Raw genomic sequence first — 18,088 nt, 5'->3', positions numbered from 1 at the left:
AGACATAGGGGTAAATGATGAATCCCTTAACCTTTATCGGAGCCTTTGGCGTGCTTATCGCCTTGCTCCAGCTTACAATCCCTGACGTTCTCTTGAGTCTCAAACCGTTTGGTGTCAGAACGAAAGAAGCCGTAAAAGCCGGAGGGTTTATAACCCTCCCGGCCGGTATTGTAATGATCATTGTAAGTCTGGTTATGTAGCCGGGAGACACTCTCTACATTGTACAAATTACAGGATCTTTCAGGTAAATGAGCAGTTATGGGGCAATATGTTGCACGAAGTGCAGCATATTGCGCTGAATTGGCCTTTATTGGTCGTCTTTGCCTTCATATCCTGCATTACGTGCAGGATATGGCCAGCGAATGGGGTTATCCGTGTCATTATGCTGTAAATCGTGCAATGTAATTGGCAATATACAAAAAAGCAGTCCGCATGGGCTGCTTTTTTGTATCTATTAAAACGCCGGAAGCGCGATATCGCTGTAATTGTCCTCGAGGAATTTTTTCACCTCTGGGCCGGTCATCCGCTCTGCCAGCTTCTGAATCGCCGGGGAGTTTACGTTGTCCTCGCGCGCGACCAAAGTAATAACGAAGTCGGAGTCGCTGCCTTCTTTGATTAGGGCGTCCTTCTTAGGCGTCAGACCAAGCGGCTTCGCGTAAGCCGGCGTCATGAGCACCATGTCTACGTCATCAATGACGCGGGCAAGCATAAGCAGGTCCACTTCTTTGAATTTATACTTATGCGGATTGTCTACGATATCGGCTTGCGTGGCTTTAATGCCTACTCCCTCTTTCAGCTTGAGCAGGCCGTTGTTCTCCATCATGACTAGCGAGCGTCCGATATTGGACGGATCGTTGGCAATCGCGATGGTTGCTCCATCCGGCAGATCTTCGATTTTTTTATACTTTTTCGAGTAACCGCCGTATACCGCATTATAGATCGCTTTAACCGGTACCAGGTTAGCCTTGTTAGTTGCGTTGAAATCGTTCATATACGGAACGTGCTGGAAGAAGTTCGCGTCAACCTCTTTATGCTGAAGAGCCGTGTTCGGCTGTACGTTATCCGACAGCGTTACAATCTCCAGATTAATGCCGTCCTGCTTCAAGAGAGGCTTCACCAGCTCCAGAATCTCGCTCATCGGCGGGATTAGAACCGCTACCTTCAGGTTCACTTCCTGACCGGCTTTTCCTTCGTTAGTTGCCTGATTATCCTGCTTGTCTGGCTTATTATTTTGACCGCATCCCGTGACAACCGCCACTAGGAGTGCGAGCATGACGAGCCCGATTAATTTACTTCTCACGATCCATTCCTCCCGTTTATATCCGGCTGGCTTTATTATCTCTCTCTGCCATATTTGGCAATCAGCCGTCTGTAAGACCCAAGTCTAAGCGAGTCCTATTCATAAATCAATCTAGAGATTCGCTCGCACTGTTCGCAATTTGGAATATGAAATATAATTGAATAAAAACACGACTTCTTAGCTTATGCTTAGTCCCGTCAGGCTTGGAATGGAGGAACCTGCAATGTCATTTACTGCACAAGAACTCGAATTATTAAATCGCCAGCTCCCGGTATGGGTAGAGGCGAGCAAAGTCCGTTCCGCCTACGGCAAGACGGCCTCCTATATTCCGGAGCTGGCCAAAGCTCCCCAGCATGCGCTTGGCATCCATTTGATCGATACAAGCGGACAAGCGGTTTCGGCAGGCGACTGCGGCCTGGCTTTTACGATGCAAAGTATCTCTAAGGTGTTTACGCTTATTCTCGCCCTCATGGACAACGGAGAAGAAGCCGTCTTTCAAAAGGTCGGCATGGAGCCAACCGGTGATAACTTTAATTCCATGCTGAAGCTGGAGCTTGTCCGGCCCGGCATCCCGTTCAATCCGCTTATTAACGCAGGCGCTATCGCCATTTCTTCCTTGATTCACGGTCGGAACTCGGTTGAGAAGTCCTCACGCATTCTCTCCTTCTTCCAGTCTCTTGCGAGTAACGATACGTTAACGTACGACATGGACGTATGCAAATCGGAATCCGATACCGCCAATCTGAACCGTTCAATGGCCTATTTGCTGAAGGATAACGGCGTTCTGGAGGGACAAGTCGAAGACGTGCTTGATGTCTACTTCCATCATTGCTCGATCCAGGTTACCTGCAGCGACTTGGCCCGAATGGCCCTTGTCCTTGCTAACAACGGTACCGATCCGGTAACAGGCGCCTCCCTCATCCCCCGCCGGTATGTGCAGATCGCGAAGACTTTTATGATTACCTGCGGGATGTACAACGCATCCGGTGAATTCGCCATCCAGGTAGGGCTTCCCGCAAAAAGCGGCGTTTCCGGCGGAATTCTGACGATGGTACCGGGAAGGCTTGGCATCGGGGTAATTGGTCCGGCCCTTAACACCAAAGGTAACAGCATCGCCGGCGTCCATCTGCTTGAGACCCTTTCCCGCGAATTGGATTGGAGTTTGTTCTAAGCGTGTTGGAGAAGTTCTCAACCAGATAAGACCCTATAAGGGTCTTATTGGGCTGTTTAAGGCTGTTACTGGAGTTAGACTGTTTAGTGGACACGACTTAAGGAACACCCTTTATAATAGACACAACAATGAAAAAGAGGTGTGGACCGTGGGAGATGTCCGTGAAAGCTATGACAAAGAATTTAAACGTAATACGATCCAGCATATGGAGTCGACGGGTAAGAAACCAATCGAGATCGCAAGGGAATTAGGAATCCCTAAAAGTACCTTAACCCGCTGGATCAAACAGTATGGTAGTGGTGCCGTAAAGGAACAATCCCAAGTGTTTATCGATTATGAGCGGCTTAAAAAACTGGAGCAAGCCAATAAGGATCTCCAAGAGGAGAATGAAATCTTAAAAAAAGCGATGCACTTCTTCACAAAGGAACGGGACTAATTTTTAAGTTCATTTACAAACACCGCTTGAAGTTCCGAATCCAGAAGATGTGCCGTGTTTTAAAAGTGTCCAAAAGCGGTTACTACCAATGGTTGAATCGTAAGCCAAGTGCGAGAGAACTGGAGCGCCAGAAACGCAGACGTCGCATTCAGCATTACTTTAACCACTTCAAGCGCCGTGCGGGCAGTCGACCCATCACAGCCGCTCTACGTGAAGAAGGGCATAATGGTCTTCCAAGACCGTAGAGCGCTGCATGAAAGCAATGGGCCTGAAGTCGATTGTAGCCCGAAAATACAAAGCAACGACAAACTCGAATCAAAGCCTGCCGGTACACGATAATACCCTAAACCAGGAATTTAACGTATTGGCGCCAAACAAGGTTTGGGTAACGGACATTACGTACATTGCAACCCGTGAAGGCTGGTTGTATTTAGCAGTGTTATGGACCTCTTCTCCCGCAAGATCGTAGGATGGAGTCTAGGCTCGCGGATGACAAGGGAATTAGTGATCGATGCGTTAGACCAGGCTTACGAGCGGCGCAAACCTGAACCAGGCTTAATCCACCATTCTGATCGTGGTTCCCAGTATGCCAGTTTGGATTACCAAGAGAAGCTTAAACAGTACAAAATGATAGGCAGCATGAGTCGCAAAGGCAATTGTTATGACAATGCCTGCATCGAGTCTTTTCACAGCACACTAAAGAAAGAGCTCGTTTACCAAACGACATTCCACACGAGGGCGCAAGCGATAGAGGCGCTTAATAGCTATATAGCGTTCGACTACAACCGACTTCGCTTACATTCTTCATTGGGTTACAAATCCGCCCATCGTTTTGAGCAATTGTATGACCAGAAATCTGCCGTTTAATCCCAACCTTAAGGTCCCTTAGAGACCTTAACTCCCGGATAACCAGCACGTACTGCCTGTTTGGGACTTCTTCCTGCTCACTTAAGGTCCCTAAAGGACCTTAAGCACCCTGTAGTGTGGCTTTTCACCAACCTTAAGGTCCCTTAGAGACCTTAACTCCCGGATAACCAGCACGTACTGCCTGTTTGGGGCTTCTTCCTGCTCACTTAAGGTCCCTAAAGGGCCTTAAGCACTCTTTGGGGTGGCTTTTTTGCAAGCTTAAGGCCCCTTAGGGACCTTAACTCCCGGATAAACAGCACTTACTGCCCGTTTGGGGCACCAACCTGCTCACTTAAGGTCCCTAAAGGGCCTTAAGCACCCTTTGGGGTGGCTTTTTTGCAAGCTTAAGTTCCTTCAGGGACCTTAAGCCAAAAATAAAAGGGATGTACGCAGCCCCGAGTCCCAGACTCGGCTCCGTACATCCCTATCTACTTAAAGCTCCCGCATAAATTCATCAATATCTTTATCCGCTTTGGACTGATTACACTCATTGCAGGCGCATACGCAATTATCCGGCGTGGTATGGCCGCCTTTTGCCCGCGGCAGCATATGGTCGATGGTATCGCCGTATTGTCCGCAGAAATGGCAGGTGTAATTGTCTCTTGTCAGGATATAGCTCCGGAAATCCTTGTTACTGAACAAACGCCGGATTGTAGTCCGGTTCACAACAACCGCAGCCCGCTCCTTCACGAGAGTAACCGCAAGCTCCAGCTCAATCTCCTGGTGCCAGCGCCGTCCTTTATCGGTCTTGCCGCGCATCCAGACCGTTCCTTTTCGTGTCGTCCGCAGCAGACTGGCATCCGACGGCGAATAATTCGCCGGCAGCGGGCTGGGACGATATTTCCCGCCAGCTCCGGCAGTCCGTGCCGGAGCTTTGGACGGTCTAGGCCGCTTTGGCGCCACAGCAGGAACAGCTGCTGCAGCGGGCTCTGAAGCAACAGCCGGCACAACAACCGGTTCAGCTTGGCTTGCCGGCAAGGCCGCAACCGCATCGGGCATCGCAGCCAACGGCGAAACCATCTTGCTCGCTGCCTCTTGATTAGCAGCAGATACCGTAACCGGCACGGTAATCCGGCTTCTTGTTTTCCGGCAGCTGCGGCAGGAACCGCGCCGCGAAGCCGGTCCTGAACGTCTGCCCGTACGGCGGAGAAAATCCGTCACCGGCTTTTGCTCCAGGCAATGCACGCATTGCTTATATTGGGTCGTTTGCAAGTTATCGGTCATCGGTAGTGCCGGGTGTTCTAGCACCCGTCTTTCACCCCATTACCCTTTATAATTACAGCTTCATCCGATAGATCGGTTTATTCTCCAGTCCGCGGACAACCGGCGTCCATGGCTCGCTTTCCGGAGTTGTCTGGAGGGTATCCTCGACCATTTGAAGCTTGGCGTCCATCGCATCGATATGATGCAGCGCCACGGCTTCCGCCGTTTGCGGCTGAACAGGACTCCCCCACTCTCCCAGATTATGATGAGACAGCACCATATGCTGCAATCCCAGCACTTTTTCCGAATCCAAATGAATATTGCAGCGGATGGCCGCCTCCGTAATCCAAGTCGATGCCAGCGAAATATGTCCCATCAGCTTACCCGAAAGGCTGTAGTCGGATACGATGCCTAGCTGCGCGATCATCTCCTCGGGCTTGGCGATATCATGAAGAATAATGCCGGCTTTAAGCAGATCCGGGTTCAGGAACGGCCGCTGCTTGCATAGAAATTCCCCGATCTCCAGCATTCTGGCCATATGATAAGCAAGTCCGGCAAAATAAGCATGATGATGCGTCTTGGCTGCCGGGTAATGCGTCAGCTTTTCCTCCACCTTCGTCACGCAATAAGTGACAATCGCCTTAATCTCCGTATCTTGAATACTGTCTTTCGCTTTATAAATCGTATCAATAAGTTCATTGGAAGCAACCGGCGCCGAACGGATAAAGTCTGTCAGCGTAATGCCGTCTGCCTCTACCGCCGGACGCATGCGCGAAATCTTGATTTGAAGCTTCTCGCGGTACAAATGGACATTCCCCTGAACCTTAACGAGTCCCATCGTGAAGAAGGTTTCTTTGTCCTGCGAAGAGACATCCCAGAACTTAGCCCCCAGCTGCCCCGTACTATCGGCTAGTACAATATCGAAGTAATCCTTTGGCGTTGTTGCATTGGTCTGTTTGACTTCCAGCTCTTTAAGCAAATAGAAGCCGGTAAAATCGTCCTGATTGCGAAGATCTTTAATTTGCGTCATTCGTGTTCCTCTCTCCAGCTGCCCACAACACTTGCGCAAAAGATGCCGTCGTTATGGGACACATGATGCTCCTATTATACTATGAAATGACGCGCTGCGGCGCGATAAAAGAAAGAGGCTGTCCGCCCGACATTGTCGGGTGCACAGCCTCTGCCTTTTATTACTCCAACGCTGTCGCCGGCGCCGAAGCTGCCGGTTCTTCAGGAGCCCCGGCTTCGCCGTTATCCTTATGCGCCTCCACAAATTCATGAGCCGCAAAAAGAATAGCAGCCGCTTCCGCACGGTTTACGATTTGCTGCGGGTGGAAATTGCCGTCCGCGTCAAGCGCAACGATCTTATACAGCAGCGCACGCTGGATCGTTCCCTGATAATCTACCGTAATATCCTTCTCATCCTGGATGTTGATGTACATCTTAATCAGCGGATATTGGCCGGTTTTTTCAAGGGCCTGAACCAGATAATGCGCGAATTGCTCTCTGGTCAGCGGCTTATTCGGATCGATGTCAGCCGGCAGATCAAGTCCGTTATAATGCGCGATGACGAAGCTTTCCGCGTACCAGGCATCATTTTTCACATGGGTGAAAAAGCCTTCAGCCGTAGGAGCTCGTTTGAAATCAATGGCAGCCAGGCTTAACTGCATCGTCCGGACGATCAGCTCAATCCCTTGCGCCCCGGTCAGGCTTTCTTCCGGATGGAACTCCGAAGTGGATACACCTTTCACTATGCCAAGCTCCTGGAGAGCTTCAATTTGCGCGCGGCTGCTAGTATTGGCGATATCCGTAAAGCTGGAATGATCGGCGGCAAGCGCCTGGCCGGATAACGCCCCGAAGAAAACAGCGGCGGAAATAGCCGCGGCAGTGATGCGTTTTTTCATAATCGTATGTCCTCCTTCATCCTCTAAGCTGTGATATTGAACAGCTGTTCAAAGTTATGGACGAAGGTCACGCGGGAAAGGTTGCTAGAAGCTGATTCCCTGCTTGCTCTTTTTCACGGCTGTCATCCTCATGTACAAATAAAGCAAGGCGAACCCGACCAGCCCGATTAACGCCATTCCCGTTCCGGTCCAATAGATGGACTTAGGCCCGACTTGCTGGAACAGATACCCGCCAAGAAATCCGGATGCGATTCCCGACAAACCGCCCCATGTCAGGGCATAGACCGCCTGCCCCGATGCCCGCAGCTCGCTGGGAACGAGCAGTGCCGTCAACTGCGTGCCGATATAGTAGAACGCCCCAAACGTCAGACAATGCAGCGCCTGGATAAAAATAATCTGCTCCGCGCTGCCCGCTCCCGCCATCAGGAACCAGCGAAGCGAATACAGCAGGCTGACGAGAATCAGGCAGCTGACCATCGTCCGGGCATGCTTGGACAAGTACCGGTCAAATAGCAGGAATACCGGAATTTCGAAGACGGAGGACAGGAAAGCCGACCAGCCCACAAGATCCGTATGCCCGCCAAGCTCCGTCATATACAATCCGATAAACGTTGTGTTCATCGAGTTCGGAATCGAGATCAGAAGCCCGATTACGAGAAACACGAGAAACACCCTGTTGCCCAGCATCTGCCGGTAATTTACGCCCTGGGCCGTCTTTGGAGCGGAGCCTCTTGGCAGGGTAAAAGCGAATCCGATCGCGATCAGCATCATAATCGTATAAACCAGCCATAACCGGCTGATGCCGATCTGCCCGAGAATCGGCCCCGTAACCAAAGCAAGTATCGCCCAGCCGCAGGATCCCCATAACCGAAAAGCCCCGAACTTGTGGCGAGTCCCTTCGATGCTGTTCAGGATAAGGCTGTTGCTCTGCGAGAACAAAGGCATCTGGAAAAAGAAAAACAGCAGCATGCAGCCAAATATAAACGTATACGAATCGCTTAAAAATACGAGCTGCATCGCGATAAGATTGCCGGCCAGCATCAGAATAAGGATTAGCCGGATATTGCGGGTCCGGTCACTCAAATAACCCCATAACGGGTTAGCAATAAGCGACACGATAGGGCCGCCTGCCATAAGCGCCCCGATTTTCAGCGGATAAATTCCGATCGACTGCAAATAAAGGGCAAAAAACGTGCTGTAGACCGCTATCGTTCCGTAACTGAAAAAATTGAACGCCTTAATAAAGTGAAAGCTTCTTCTTTCTGTTTTTCCTTCTATCTCGCTCATGTTGTCCATCACCGCTTTCTTTGCAGCCTAGACGGGAATAGCCGTTGAGCTTGACCGGGCAATTACTTCCTCCGCCGTCACTTCTCGGCCGAGCTCTTCCGATAAATATATACCCTCGCTGATCAGCATCGTACGCAGTGCAATTTCGGCTGTCGGCAGCAGCGGAACCCGTCCCTGCAGCGCCGCAATCCAGTGATGCTGCGAGGAGTCGTAAGCGTCTTCATTCCCGCGAAGCCGGTGCCAGCGCAAATCCATCATGTCCAGGTCAATCGTGCTGTCCATATCGATATCGCATACCGTGCTATGGTAGCTAAACGGCTGGGAGGCTTCGCCCGTCAGACCGTTAGGTAATCGGACACCACCCTCCGAGCCAAGAATGCTGCTTCCCTCAAAACCTCCCATATGAACCGACCAAGCTTCGATCAGATCTAGCGTTAAACCGCCCTTGAACCGGATAAAGCCGGTCGCCAGCTCCTCCACGTTAAACCCGCTGCTGTTCTTGCGTTCCTCCAGCATCGCCATTTCCTGATACACCTTGCCCGTGATGCGTTCTACTTCCGGATTGCCAAGCAGGTAGAGCAGCTGAGCCACATGATATACGCCCATATCGAGCAGAGCCCCTCCGGCAGCGGTTTCCTTGCGGGTGAAAAACGGCGTCCCGTAACCGTCCACAAAAGGACGATTTCTGCGGCGGAAGCCGGTAGAACGCGCATGATACAGCCTGCCAAGCTTGCCGCCGTCAATCAGCGTTTTGGCCGCTTTCGTATCCTTGCCGTACAGCGTAAACAGCTGAATATGCAGCAGCTTGCCAGTCTTCTCCGCCGCCTCCAGCATTCTTCTGCCGTCCTCGTAAGTACCGGCGATCGGCTTCTCGCAATATACATGCTTGCCGGCCTCGAGCGCGGCAATCGTCACGGGAGCATGGAAGTTATTGTGCAGGCAGACATCAACCGCAACGATATCCTCGCGCCCAATCAGCTCGCGGTAATCGGAGTACACATGCGGGATTCCGTATTGCTCGGCTACCCTTCTAGCTTCCGCTTCATTTACGTCGCATACCGCAATAATCTGGACGCCCGCGACCGAGCTGTACTTTTCGATATGCTGCTTGCCGATCTGGCCAACGCCAATAATCCCGATTTTCACCGTCTCCATTACCTTTCACTCCTTAAGTCAGCTTCGTCCGCAAGCAGCTTTTTCACCATGCCGAGCAGCCTCTCCGTCTCCAGATACTGCCGCTTAGGCGCGTTATATTCAATTCCCCAATAGCCCTTGTAACCGGCATCCTTCAACGTTGCAATCGTATTCAAAGCATCGCCGGAAACGGCGGTTTTTTCATCAAAATGGGTATGGTAGGCCCACGGCGCAACCAGCTTGTCGCCCTCTTCAGGGTCGGCTTTCCACCTTCCAAGATGGACAAGGAAGCCAAAGGCCGGGTGGTCGACCGCTTCGGCGATCCGTTTCATTTCGCGCGGCAGCAGCGATGCGCCCATATGATTCTCGGGACCGATGAGGAAACCGTTATCCGACGCAAATTGCGCAAACTCCCGGTACAGCCGGACCGTATAATCGAATTGCTCCTCCGTCATCGTCTCCACGTCATGATAGCTGCCGCCGGTATCAATCCGGACGGTCTTCGCGCCGAGAATGACCGATGCGCGCAAATGCGCAAGCGCGTTATCATAAAGCCGTTTTCGCACCTCAGGGTCCGGATCCCATAGATGAGCGCCGTCGACGGCGAAGTTAACCACCGACATTTCCTTTTCGTCCAATGCCTCGCGGATTTTTCGGATATAGCTTTCCTCTGCAAGCTGATAGATCGGCCCCGTGCTGCGGTCTATAAAGAAGCCGTTCCACAGATCGGCGACATCCAGCTTGTAGCGGTATTTGACCGTTTCCAAATAGCCAAATACATCCATTTTTCCTTCCAGATACGTGTTGTTAAACGAATAGCCTCCAATTGATACGTTCACGATTCCTCACTCCCGCAGATCAATATGTCCATCCTCTTCCATTATAGGGCTTGAACAGCGCGAAATAGGGATATTTTTAGCGGCCGGCGGGGTAAATTTCTATTCGTGGATAACGCATGAAGAAGGATCGTTCTCGAATTTGAATGCCTTTAAAAGGAAAAGGCAGCTTTCTGCGGCGCTCGGGTGTTGGATATTGCCAATATGAGCATAATAAGAAGGAAAAATGCCGCCCGCCAAGCCGAATCAATCTATATTCAAGATAATAATGATACATATTCGTTATTTAAGTTTTAAGGCCTGTTTATACTATAATGGATGCATAAGTAAGTTCTAATTTCCGTCCCTTTGAACTTCAAAATCCTAGACGGAGGTATCTGTCGATGTCATCTGGCAATTTACACAAGCAAGATCCTTGGGCTTCTTATTACGGGCCCAACCTTGGTTACGTCCAAGAACAATACGAACTGTTTAAGCAAAACCCTGAATCCGTCGTAGCCGAGTATCGCGAGCTGTTCGAGCAATATGGCGAACCGCCTCAATACGCGGGCCACACGGCAGCACCAATCGTAACCGCGCAAGCTTCCGGCGGCGCGGCCATCGATGCCAAAGTCCTTCAAAACCTAGTAGCGGCTGGTAAGCTTGTATGGAACATACGCGCTTTCGGCCATTTAGCTGCGGATATCGACCCGCTCGGTATCAGTCCTAAGGTAAGCACCAACATGCTGGAACTTGAAACATACGGCCTTACTGAGGCTGATCTCGCTGCCCTTCCGGCAGAGCTTGTCTGGACGAAAGCTCCCGCTGACGTGAAGAACGGCTGGGACGCGATCGAGAAGCTTCGCAAAGCTTACACCGGAACAATCGCTTACGAGTTCAGCCACGTTCATAACGAAGAAGAACGCGCATGGCTGAAGCAACGCGTAGAGAAAGAAAATCCGGGAACCAAGCTGAATACGGAAGAACGCAAGAAGGTTCTGACGAAGCTGTTCGAAGCCGAACAATTCGAAGATTTCCTGCAGCGCACATTCGTTGGCCAAAAACGTTTCTCGGTTGAAGGCAACGACGTTCTCGTGGCACTCGTTGACGAGATGGTTCATGAGCTGTCCAATGACGGCGTTAAACATATTCTGATGGGCATGGCTCACCGCGGCCGCCTGAACATTCTGGCGCATGTGCTTGGCAAGCCTTACAGCAAGATTTTCTCCGAGTTCCATCATGCGTCCAACAAAAAAATGAGTCCGTCCGAAGGCTCCATCGGAATCAATTACGGCTGGACCGGCGACGTGAAATATCACCTTGGCGCCAACCGCTCGATCGGTACGGGCGAAACGGTTAAGACACGCATCTCGCTTGCGAACAATCCGAGTCACCTCGAGTACGTGAACCCGGTTGTCGACGGCTTCACACGCGCAGCGCAGGATGACCGTACGGCTCCCGGCTATCCGAAGCAGAACACGGATCTCGCCGCAGCCATCATTATGCACGGCGACGCCGCTTTCCCCGGCGAAGGCATCGTGGCGGAGACCATGAACCTGTCGCAGCTTAACGGCTACGCGCATGGCGGTACGCTTCATATTATCGTCAACAACAAAATCGGCTTCACTACGGAGAGCCACGATTCCCGTTCAACGCATTACGCAAGCGACGTTGCGAAAGGCTACGAAATTCCTATCGTTCACGTCAATGCCGATGACCCGGATGCGGTAATCGCAGCGGCTCGCATGGCAAGCGAATACCGTACGAAGTTCAAAAAGGATTTCCTGATCGACCTGATCGGCTACCGTAAATACGGTCACAACGAAACGGACGATCCGGAAACAACGCAACCCACGATTTATAAAAAGGTAAAAGCACATCCGACGGTAAGCCGTATCTTTACGGACAAACTGATTGCGGAAGGCGCGATTACCGAGCAAGAAGCAGAAGGCCTGAAGCAAGAAGTTATCGGCCGTCTGAAAGCAGCTTACGAGGAAATGAAGAGCCGCGAGGGCCAAGAGCCGGTTCATCAGACGCAAGGCCTGCCAAACGATTTGGCAACAGGCGAAGCGGTAGCTCCTATTTCGGTTGAAACTCTTCGCGAGATCAACGCCAACCTGCTGAAATGGCCGGAAAACTTCACGGTTTATCCGAAGCTGCAACGCATCTTGGAACGCCGCGCAACGGCCGTGAACGACGGTGAGAAATTGGACTGGGGCCACGCCGAGACGCTTGCGTTCGCATCGATTCTGGCGGAAGGCAAGCCAATCCGCCTCAGCGGTCAGGACGTAGAACGCGCAACGTTCGCGCACCGAAACCTGGTGCTGCATGATGCCGAGACTGGCGATACGTTCTGCCCTCTTCATCACCTGCCTGAAGCGAAAGCATCGTTTGCGATTCATAACAGTCCGCTCTCCGAAGCAGCTGTACTTGGCTTCGAATACGGCTACAACGTACACGCTCCGGAGACCATGGTTATCTGGGAAGCGCAGTACGGCGACTTCACTAACGTTGCGCAAGTATTGATCGACCAGTTCATTTCCGCCGGCCGTGCAAAATGGCAGCAAAAATCGAGCCTGATCATGATGCTTCCGCACGGTTACGAAGGTCAAGGTCCTGAGCACTCCAGCGCTCGTCTGGAACGCTTCCTGCAATTGTCCGCCGAAGAGAACTGGACGGTTGTGAACCTGTCCAGCGCAGCGAACTACTTCCACCTGCTTCGCCGCCAAGCTTCGATCACAGAGAACGATGCCGCTCGTCCGCTGATCATCATGGCACCGAAGAGCTTGATTCGTAACCCTCGCGTAGCCGCGGAAATTTCCGAGCTGAGCAACGGTTCGTTTAAACCGGTTATCGAGCAAAAAGGTCTTGGCGCTAAACCAGACCGCGTAGAACGTCTCGTTCTCGCGACTGGCAAAATGGCCATTGATATTGAAGAAGCGATCGAGAAAAACGGCGATCAAGAGCTGGATTGGCTGCATGTCGTACGCGTCGAGCAGTTGTATCCTTTCCCTGAGAAAGAAATCGCAGCGATTATCGAACGCCTGCCGAATCTGAAGGAAATCGTCTGGGTACAAGAAGAGCCGCAAAACATGGGTTCGTGGTTCTACATGGAACCTCGTCTGCGCAAAATCGCGCCAGCCGCTGCAAGCGTAAGCTACATCGGCCGTCCTGAGCGCTCGAGTACGGCAAGCGGCTTCCAGCAAGTACACAGCTTCGAGCAGCAGCACATTTTATTGCAAACTTTAAAATACAGTCCGTCGTTGACATATAACACAGGGAGGTAAGCTCACGTGCAACAAATTATAGTACCGGCAATGGGTGAATCGATTACGGAGGGCACAATCTCCAAATGGGTCGTTAAAGTAGGAGACGCCGTTAAACAAGGCGACGTGCTTCTTGAGCTTGAAACAGACAAAGTAAACATCGAAATCAGCGCTGAGCAAGACGGCGTTTTGCAAGAAATCGTGAAAAACGAAGGCGACACCGTTGAAATCGGTGAAGTTATCGGCACAATCGGAGCTGGGAGCGGTGCTGCCGCTCCGGCACCGGCTGCTCCAGCATCTGAAGCAGCGCCAGCACCGGCAGCCGCTCCGGCTCCTGCAGCTCCAGCTGCTGCTCCGGCTACAGCGGTAGCCGTTGCTCCGGCACCTGCGGCTGACAGCCACCTGAATGCTTCTCCTGCAGCACGCAAGCTTGCAAGAGAAAAAGGCATCGACATCAGCGAAGCGCAATCGACGCTTGGACGCGTTGAGCTTCGCCCTGCGGCTCCTGCACCTGCAGCAGCACCGGCGCCAGCTGCAAAAGCGGCTCAACCGGAATTTACATCGAACAAGCCTTACACTCGTACGAAAATGTCCCGCCGCCGCGCGACAATCGCTAACCGTCTCGTTGAAGCACAGCATACAGCAGCTATGCTGACTACGTTCAACGAAGTTGATATGACAGCGATCATGGACGTTCGTAAACGCCGTAAGCAATCGTTCCTGGACAAACACGAAGTTGGTCTTGGCTTCATGTCCTTCTTCACGAAAGCAGTTGTTGGCGCATTGAAAGAGTTCCCTAATTTGAATGCTGAAATCAACAACGGCGATATCATTGCCAAACAATATTACGATATCGGCATCGCCGTATCGGCTAAAGAAGGTCTGGTTGTTCCGGTCGTTCGTGACGCGGACCGCCTGAGCTTCGCGGAAATCGAGAAGTCGATCGTATCCCTGGCTAAAAAAGCACGCGACAACTCGCTGGCGCTGGATGAGCTGCAAGGCGGTACATTCACGATCACTAACGGTGGTACATTCGGATCGCTCTTGTCGACTCCAATCCTGAACGCTCCGCAAGTCGGCATTCTGGGTATGCACAAAATCCAGCTTCGTCCGGTAGCGATCGACGCAGAACGTTCGGAGAACCGTCCGATGATGTACATCGCCCTCACTTACGATCACCGTATCGTTGACGGCTCAGAAGCAGTACGCTTCCTTGTAAAAGTAAAAGAAATGCTTGAAGATCCGGAAACCCTTCTTTTGGAGGGCTAAAAAGGTGGGCTGTACCCTTGGGTACAGCTCATTTTTTATGGCTGATGCGGTGTGGCTCGCTTTTGGCCGTCGCTGCGTAAGTGAATATTCTTTCAATCGCTGTGCCTTTCGGGTTCCCTCAACAAGAGGTTTCAAGGTAGGAACCCGAAAGCCAAGGCGAGCGCTAACGCTTTTCAAGAACATTCACTTCCTCCGCGCCTACCCGGCTCGCCATCCAACCGAAAAGGGCTGAACCCAAGGCTAAAAGCCCATGGGTTCAGCCCTTTTTGCTGCCGCCTATGGTTCCTGGCTGACAGCCCAGGCACCATATCTTTAAAGAGACTGCATTTGCGCAGCTCGGCGAAATGCAAAAGTACATTTAAACGATTCGCTTGGCAGATCGTAAGCTCAACAAATTGCAAAAATGCAGGTAAATCCAGCCTAAGTATGCCTCATGGGCATAATGGGACAGATTATCCTGCATTTTTGCATCAGGGTAGATATTTTGCGCCGGTTAGCGCAAAACAACCTGCACTTCTGCATTTGATAAAAGGTTGTTGCTTGGCTAACCGGCCCAGCAACGACTAATAAAGAAAGGACTGCCGGGTCATCAGCAGTCCCCATACGGCCCCACCCCACAAGGGCGAGCGACTTTGGAGCGGAGAAAGTAAACGTTCTGGAGAAGCGGAGCGTTCGCCTTGCTTTTCCGGTTCCTACCTATACGACTCGTTCAGGGAACCGGAAAAGCACAGCGATCGGAAGAACATTTACTTTCGTAGCGACACCAAAATGCGAGCCCATCAGTCACTCCAGATAGTGGACACGGAAAATCATGTCCTGATTGTAGTTGCCGAAGCCTTTGCCGAACAACGTCAGGCCGCCGACATGGGCGGCGTTGTCTTCAACGGCGAGGCGGAATACCCACTGATTGCGGTTCAGGCCAATCTGGTCGATTCCGATATCGGAGATTTGCTGACCATCAATGAAGGTACCGTTTTTCTGGACGCGGATAATCTTGAGCAGACCGTACTGATTAACGAAGTCCTGCCACCAAGTTGGTGTGTATTTCCCTTTTACTGCTCCGTAATCACCGGGACTGGTCCACATGCCAATCCGAACGCCGTTAAGGCTAAATACGATGTCCGATGGCCAGTTCTCATTGTAACCCGGCGCCTCGGAGCTGATCTCCAGAACAATCTCGAGATCCTCGGGGTGCTGACCCGGCAGCAGATAATTCGGAATCCGGTACTCCACATACCCTTTGCCGAACCACAGTATGCCGGCATTCATCCGCTCCGGCTCGAGGAAATACCTCGGGTCATCGAATTGGCCAATTACCTTTTCCGTTGTTGCAATACCGCAGGTCGGATACACCTCAAATTCGGTATAATGGCCGACCGGTATACTGATCTCATGGGTTTTCTTTGGAGTAAAGCCGGGCTGCGGCAAATCAATCTGGATGCGAGAGGCCGCGATTTCGCAAATTTTATGCGTGCCACCCTGTTTTCTGACCATCTTCGTCTGAATAATTCCCGCCTGCTCGAGCTTTCGGACATGCATCGTCACGATGGCACTGCTCAGCCCAAGCGCGGCTGCCAGATCTTTGACATTCATCGGCTCAGCTGCACCGGCGAGAAGATCCAGAATATTTAATCGCACAGGACTAGCCAGCGCTTCATAAAGCGGAAGCCAGGCTTGATCGGTATCCGCTTTGATTAACATGTTTCACATCCTGTTACTGAAGTTTGATTCGAATGACGTTCCAAGAAGCTTTGCTAAGAGAAGCTTCAATCGTGCCGTTTTGTTCAAGCTTTGCGTTCCCGTTTGCGTGAGGCTTCACACGGTCCGGATTAGCCGCTGTATTAACGGCTTGAAGGTCATCATTCTCAAGGGCAATATGCTCGATTACGCGGAAGGAACCAAAGCTGCGAAGATCGATGTCAAACGTTCTCGCATTATCCAAATCGCGGTTTACGGCAAATACGGTTACTTCACCAAGCTCCTCATTATGAACGGCTACTGCCTCCACATATGGCACATCGGTGTAATCCTTGGAGTCGTACTTATCCGATTTGAGCAAAGGAACCAATACCGTGCCGCGTCCGAACAGGCTTGCATGCATGTACGGATAATAGATCGATTGCTTCCATGCAGCTCCGCCGTTCTCCGTCATAATTGGGGCAATAACGTTAACGAGCTGAGCAAGACATGCCATTTTCACCCGGTCGGCGCGTTTCAGCAGGCTGATCAGCATGCAGCCAACCACAAGCGCGTCCTCATGCGTATAAATATCCTCCAGCTGCGGCGGTGCGATGGACCACGGCTCGATCTTGCGGTCGCTCTCGTTGGAGTGGAACCATACATTCCATTCATCGAAGCTGAGGTTAATGTTTTTCTTGCTCCGCTTCTTCGCTTTCACATAGTCGGCTGTGGAAATAACCGTCTGAATAAAGGAATCCATTCCTAGCGATTGAGCGAGGAAGTTCTTCGTATCCTTGTCTCTATTTCCATAATACTGATGCAGCGAAATGTAATCAACGTTATCGTACGTCAGATCAAGCACGGTTGATTCCCAATCCGGGAAGGTTGGCATGCCAAGGCCCGAGCTGCCGCAGGCAACGAGCTCAATCGTTGGATCCACCCAGCGCATGATCTTAGCCGTTTCATTGGCAATGCGGCCGTATTCCACGGCTGTCTTTGCGCCAATCTGCCATGGGCCGTCCATCTCGTTGCCAAGGCACCAGGTTTTAATATTATGCGGGTCTTTGTAGCCATGCTTGATTCGAAGATCCGACCAGTAGGAGCCGGAAGCATGGTTGGAATACTCGATCAGATTGCGGGCTTCTTCCGGCCCACGGGTGCCGAGGTTAACAGCCATCATCGCCTCGGTGTTTGCTTTCTTGCACCAGTCCACAAACTCGTTAAAGCCTACTAGGTTCGGCTCGATTGTCCGCCATGCCAGCTCAAGACGCTTCGGACGGTCAGCAACCGGACCAACGCCGTCCTCCCAGTTGTAACCGGATACAAAGTTGCCGCCCGGGTAACGGACGATAGGTACGTCTAATCCTTTCACAAGCTCAAGCACGTCTGAACGGAAGCCCTGTTCGTCTGCGGACGGATGATCAGGCTCGTAAATGCCGCCGTATACCGCACGTCCCAAATGCTCAATAAAAGAACCATAAATTCGTTTATCTACTTCACCTACGATAAAATCTTTGTCAACGATCATCTTGGCACGGTTCGTCATTAAAGAATCACCTCGTGATAAATTTATAAATCAATATCTTTATTAAACATCAGCCGGTGAAATAATTCAATAACGAATTCTTATATATTTAAATTAATATATATATTAATCCAAATTAATAGTTTAAACCTGAAATACCCATTATTAAGAAGTTCTTTGTTGAGTCTGCAG

General features: G+C 51.3%; 13 protein-coding genes and 1 pseudogene. 5 read left to right on the top strand and 9 right to left on the bottom strand.

Annotated features, from left to right (window positions below; all coding sequences use genetic code 11):
• Positions 1–14: 14 nt before the first annotated feature.
• The gene (locus WFJ73_RS16385; protein ID WP_336774093.1) at positions 15–200 is read left to right on the top strand and encodes a hypothetical protein; all 186 of its coding nucleotides are present in this window, start codon (positions 15–17) and stop codon (positions 198–200) included.
• A gap of 254 nt (positions 201–454) precedes the next feature.
• Here WFJ73_RS16385 and WFJ73_RS16380 read toward each other — a convergent pair whose 3' ends face one another.
• Positions 455–1,273 (bottom strand): MetQ/NlpA family ABC transporter substrate-binding protein, encoded by an 819-nt coding sequence (locus WFJ73_RS16380; RefSeq protein WP_336774441.1) that lies wholly within the window; start codon positions 1,271–1,273, stop codon positions 455–457.
• Between the two features lie 250 nt (positions 1,274–1,523).
• Between WFJ73_RS16380 and glsA the strand changes: the two genes are divergently transcribed.
• Entirely contained in the window at positions 1,524–2,471 is a 948-nt protein-coding gene (gene glsA / locus WFJ73_RS16375) for a glutaminase A (RefSeq protein WP_336774092.1), read from the top strand.
• 148 nt (positions 2,472–2,619) lie between these two features.
• Positions 2,620–3,774: pseudogene (locus WFJ73_RS16370) on the top strand (IS3 family transposase).
• Between the two features lie 471 nt (positions 3,775–4,245).
• On the opposite strand, the gene WFJ73_RS16365 reads toward WFJ73_RS16370, so the two are convergent.
• The 6 genes from WFJ73_RS16365 to WFJ73_RS16340 all read right to left on the bottom strand — a co-directional run bounded on the left by WFJ73_RS16365 (position 4,246) and on the right by WFJ73_RS16340 (position 10,180).
• Positions 4,246–5,037: an HNH endonuclease gene (locus WFJ73_RS16365; protein ID WP_442955961.1), complete on the bottom strand. Its 792-nt coding sequence runs from the start codon at positions 5,035–5,037 to the stop codon at positions 4,246–4,248.
• A 52-nt stretch (positions 5,038–5,089) separates the two neighbouring features.
• The gene (locus WFJ73_RS16360) at positions 5,090–6,046 is read right to left on the bottom strand and encodes a 3'-5' exoribonuclease YhaM family protein (protein WP_336774090.1); all 957 of its coding nucleotides are present in this window, start codon (positions 6,044–6,046) and stop codon (positions 5,090–5,092) included.
• A 160-nt stretch (positions 6,047–6,206) separates the two neighbouring features.
• Positions 6,207–6,920, bottom strand: a complete 714-nt coding sequence (locus WFJ73_RS16355; protein WP_336774089.1) for an S-layer homology domain-containing protein — start codon at positions 6,918–6,920, stop codon at positions 6,207–6,209.
• An 84-nt stretch (positions 6,921–7,004) separates the two neighbouring features.
• Complete coding sequence (locus WFJ73_RS16350) at positions 7,005–8,207, bottom strand: MFS transporter (RefSeq protein ID WP_336774088.1); 1,203 nt, start codon at positions 8,205–8,207, stop codon at positions 7,005–7,007.
• A gap of 27 nt (positions 8,208–8,234) precedes the next feature.
• The gene (locus tag WFJ73_RS16345) at positions 8,235–9,362 is read right to left on the bottom strand and encodes a Gfo/Idh/MocA family protein (RefSeq protein ID WP_336774087.1); all 1,128 of its coding nucleotides are present in this window, start codon (positions 9,360–9,362) and stop codon (positions 8,235–8,237) included.
• Positions 9,362–10,180 (bottom strand): sugar phosphate isomerase/epimerase family protein, encoded by an 819-nt coding sequence (locus WFJ73_RS16340; protein WP_336774086.1) that lies wholly within the window; start codon positions 10,178–10,180, stop codon positions 9,362–9,364. Before WFJ73_RS16340 ends, WFJ73_RS16345 begins: the two co-directional genes overlap by 1 nt.
• Positions 10,181–10,560: 380 nt before the next feature.
• On the opposite strand from WFJ73_RS16340, the gene WFJ73_RS16335 reads away from it, so the two are divergent.
• Together WFJ73_RS16335 and odhB are read left to right on the top strand one after the other, a co-directional pair.
• Positions 10,561–13,443: a 2-oxoglutarate dehydrogenase E1 component gene (locus WFJ73_RS16335; RefSeq protein ID WP_336774085.1), complete on the top strand. Its 2,883-nt coding sequence runs from the start codon at positions 10,561–10,563 to the stop codon at positions 13,441–13,443.
• Between the two features lie 6 nt (positions 13,444–13,449).
• Positions 13,450–14,691 (top strand): 2-oxoglutarate dehydrogenase complex dihydrolipoyllysine-residue succinyltransferase, encoded by a 1,242-nt coding sequence (gene odhB / locus WFJ73_RS16330; RefSeq protein ID WP_336774084.1) that lies wholly within the window; start codon positions 13,450–13,452, stop codon positions 14,689–14,691.
• A 783-nt stretch (positions 14,692–15,474) separates the two neighbouring features.
• Here odhB and WFJ73_RS16325 read toward each other — a convergent pair.
• Both WFJ73_RS16325 and arfA read right to left on the bottom strand, forming a co-directional pair.
• Positions 15,475–16,392: an ArsR/SmtB family transcription factor gene (locus WFJ73_RS16325; protein ID WP_336774083.1), complete on the bottom strand. Its 918-nt coding sequence runs from the start codon at positions 16,390–16,392 to the stop codon at positions 15,475–15,477.
• 13 nt (positions 16,393–16,405) lie between these two features.
• Positions 16,406–17,917: an arabinosylfuranosidase ArfA gene (gene arfA, locus WFJ73_RS16320; protein WP_336774082.1), complete on the bottom strand. Its 1,512-nt coding sequence runs from the start codon at positions 17,915–17,917 to the stop codon at positions 16,406–16,408.
• Between the last annotated feature and the right edge of the window lie 171 nt (positions 17,918–18,088).

The organism is Paenibacillus sp. MMO-58, from assembly GCF_037146255.1.
Classification (GTDB): Bacteria; Bacillota; Bacilli; order Paenibacillales; family Paenibacillaceae; genus Pristimantibacillus.
This window is presented reverse-complemented; position numbering and strand designations above follow the sequence as displayed.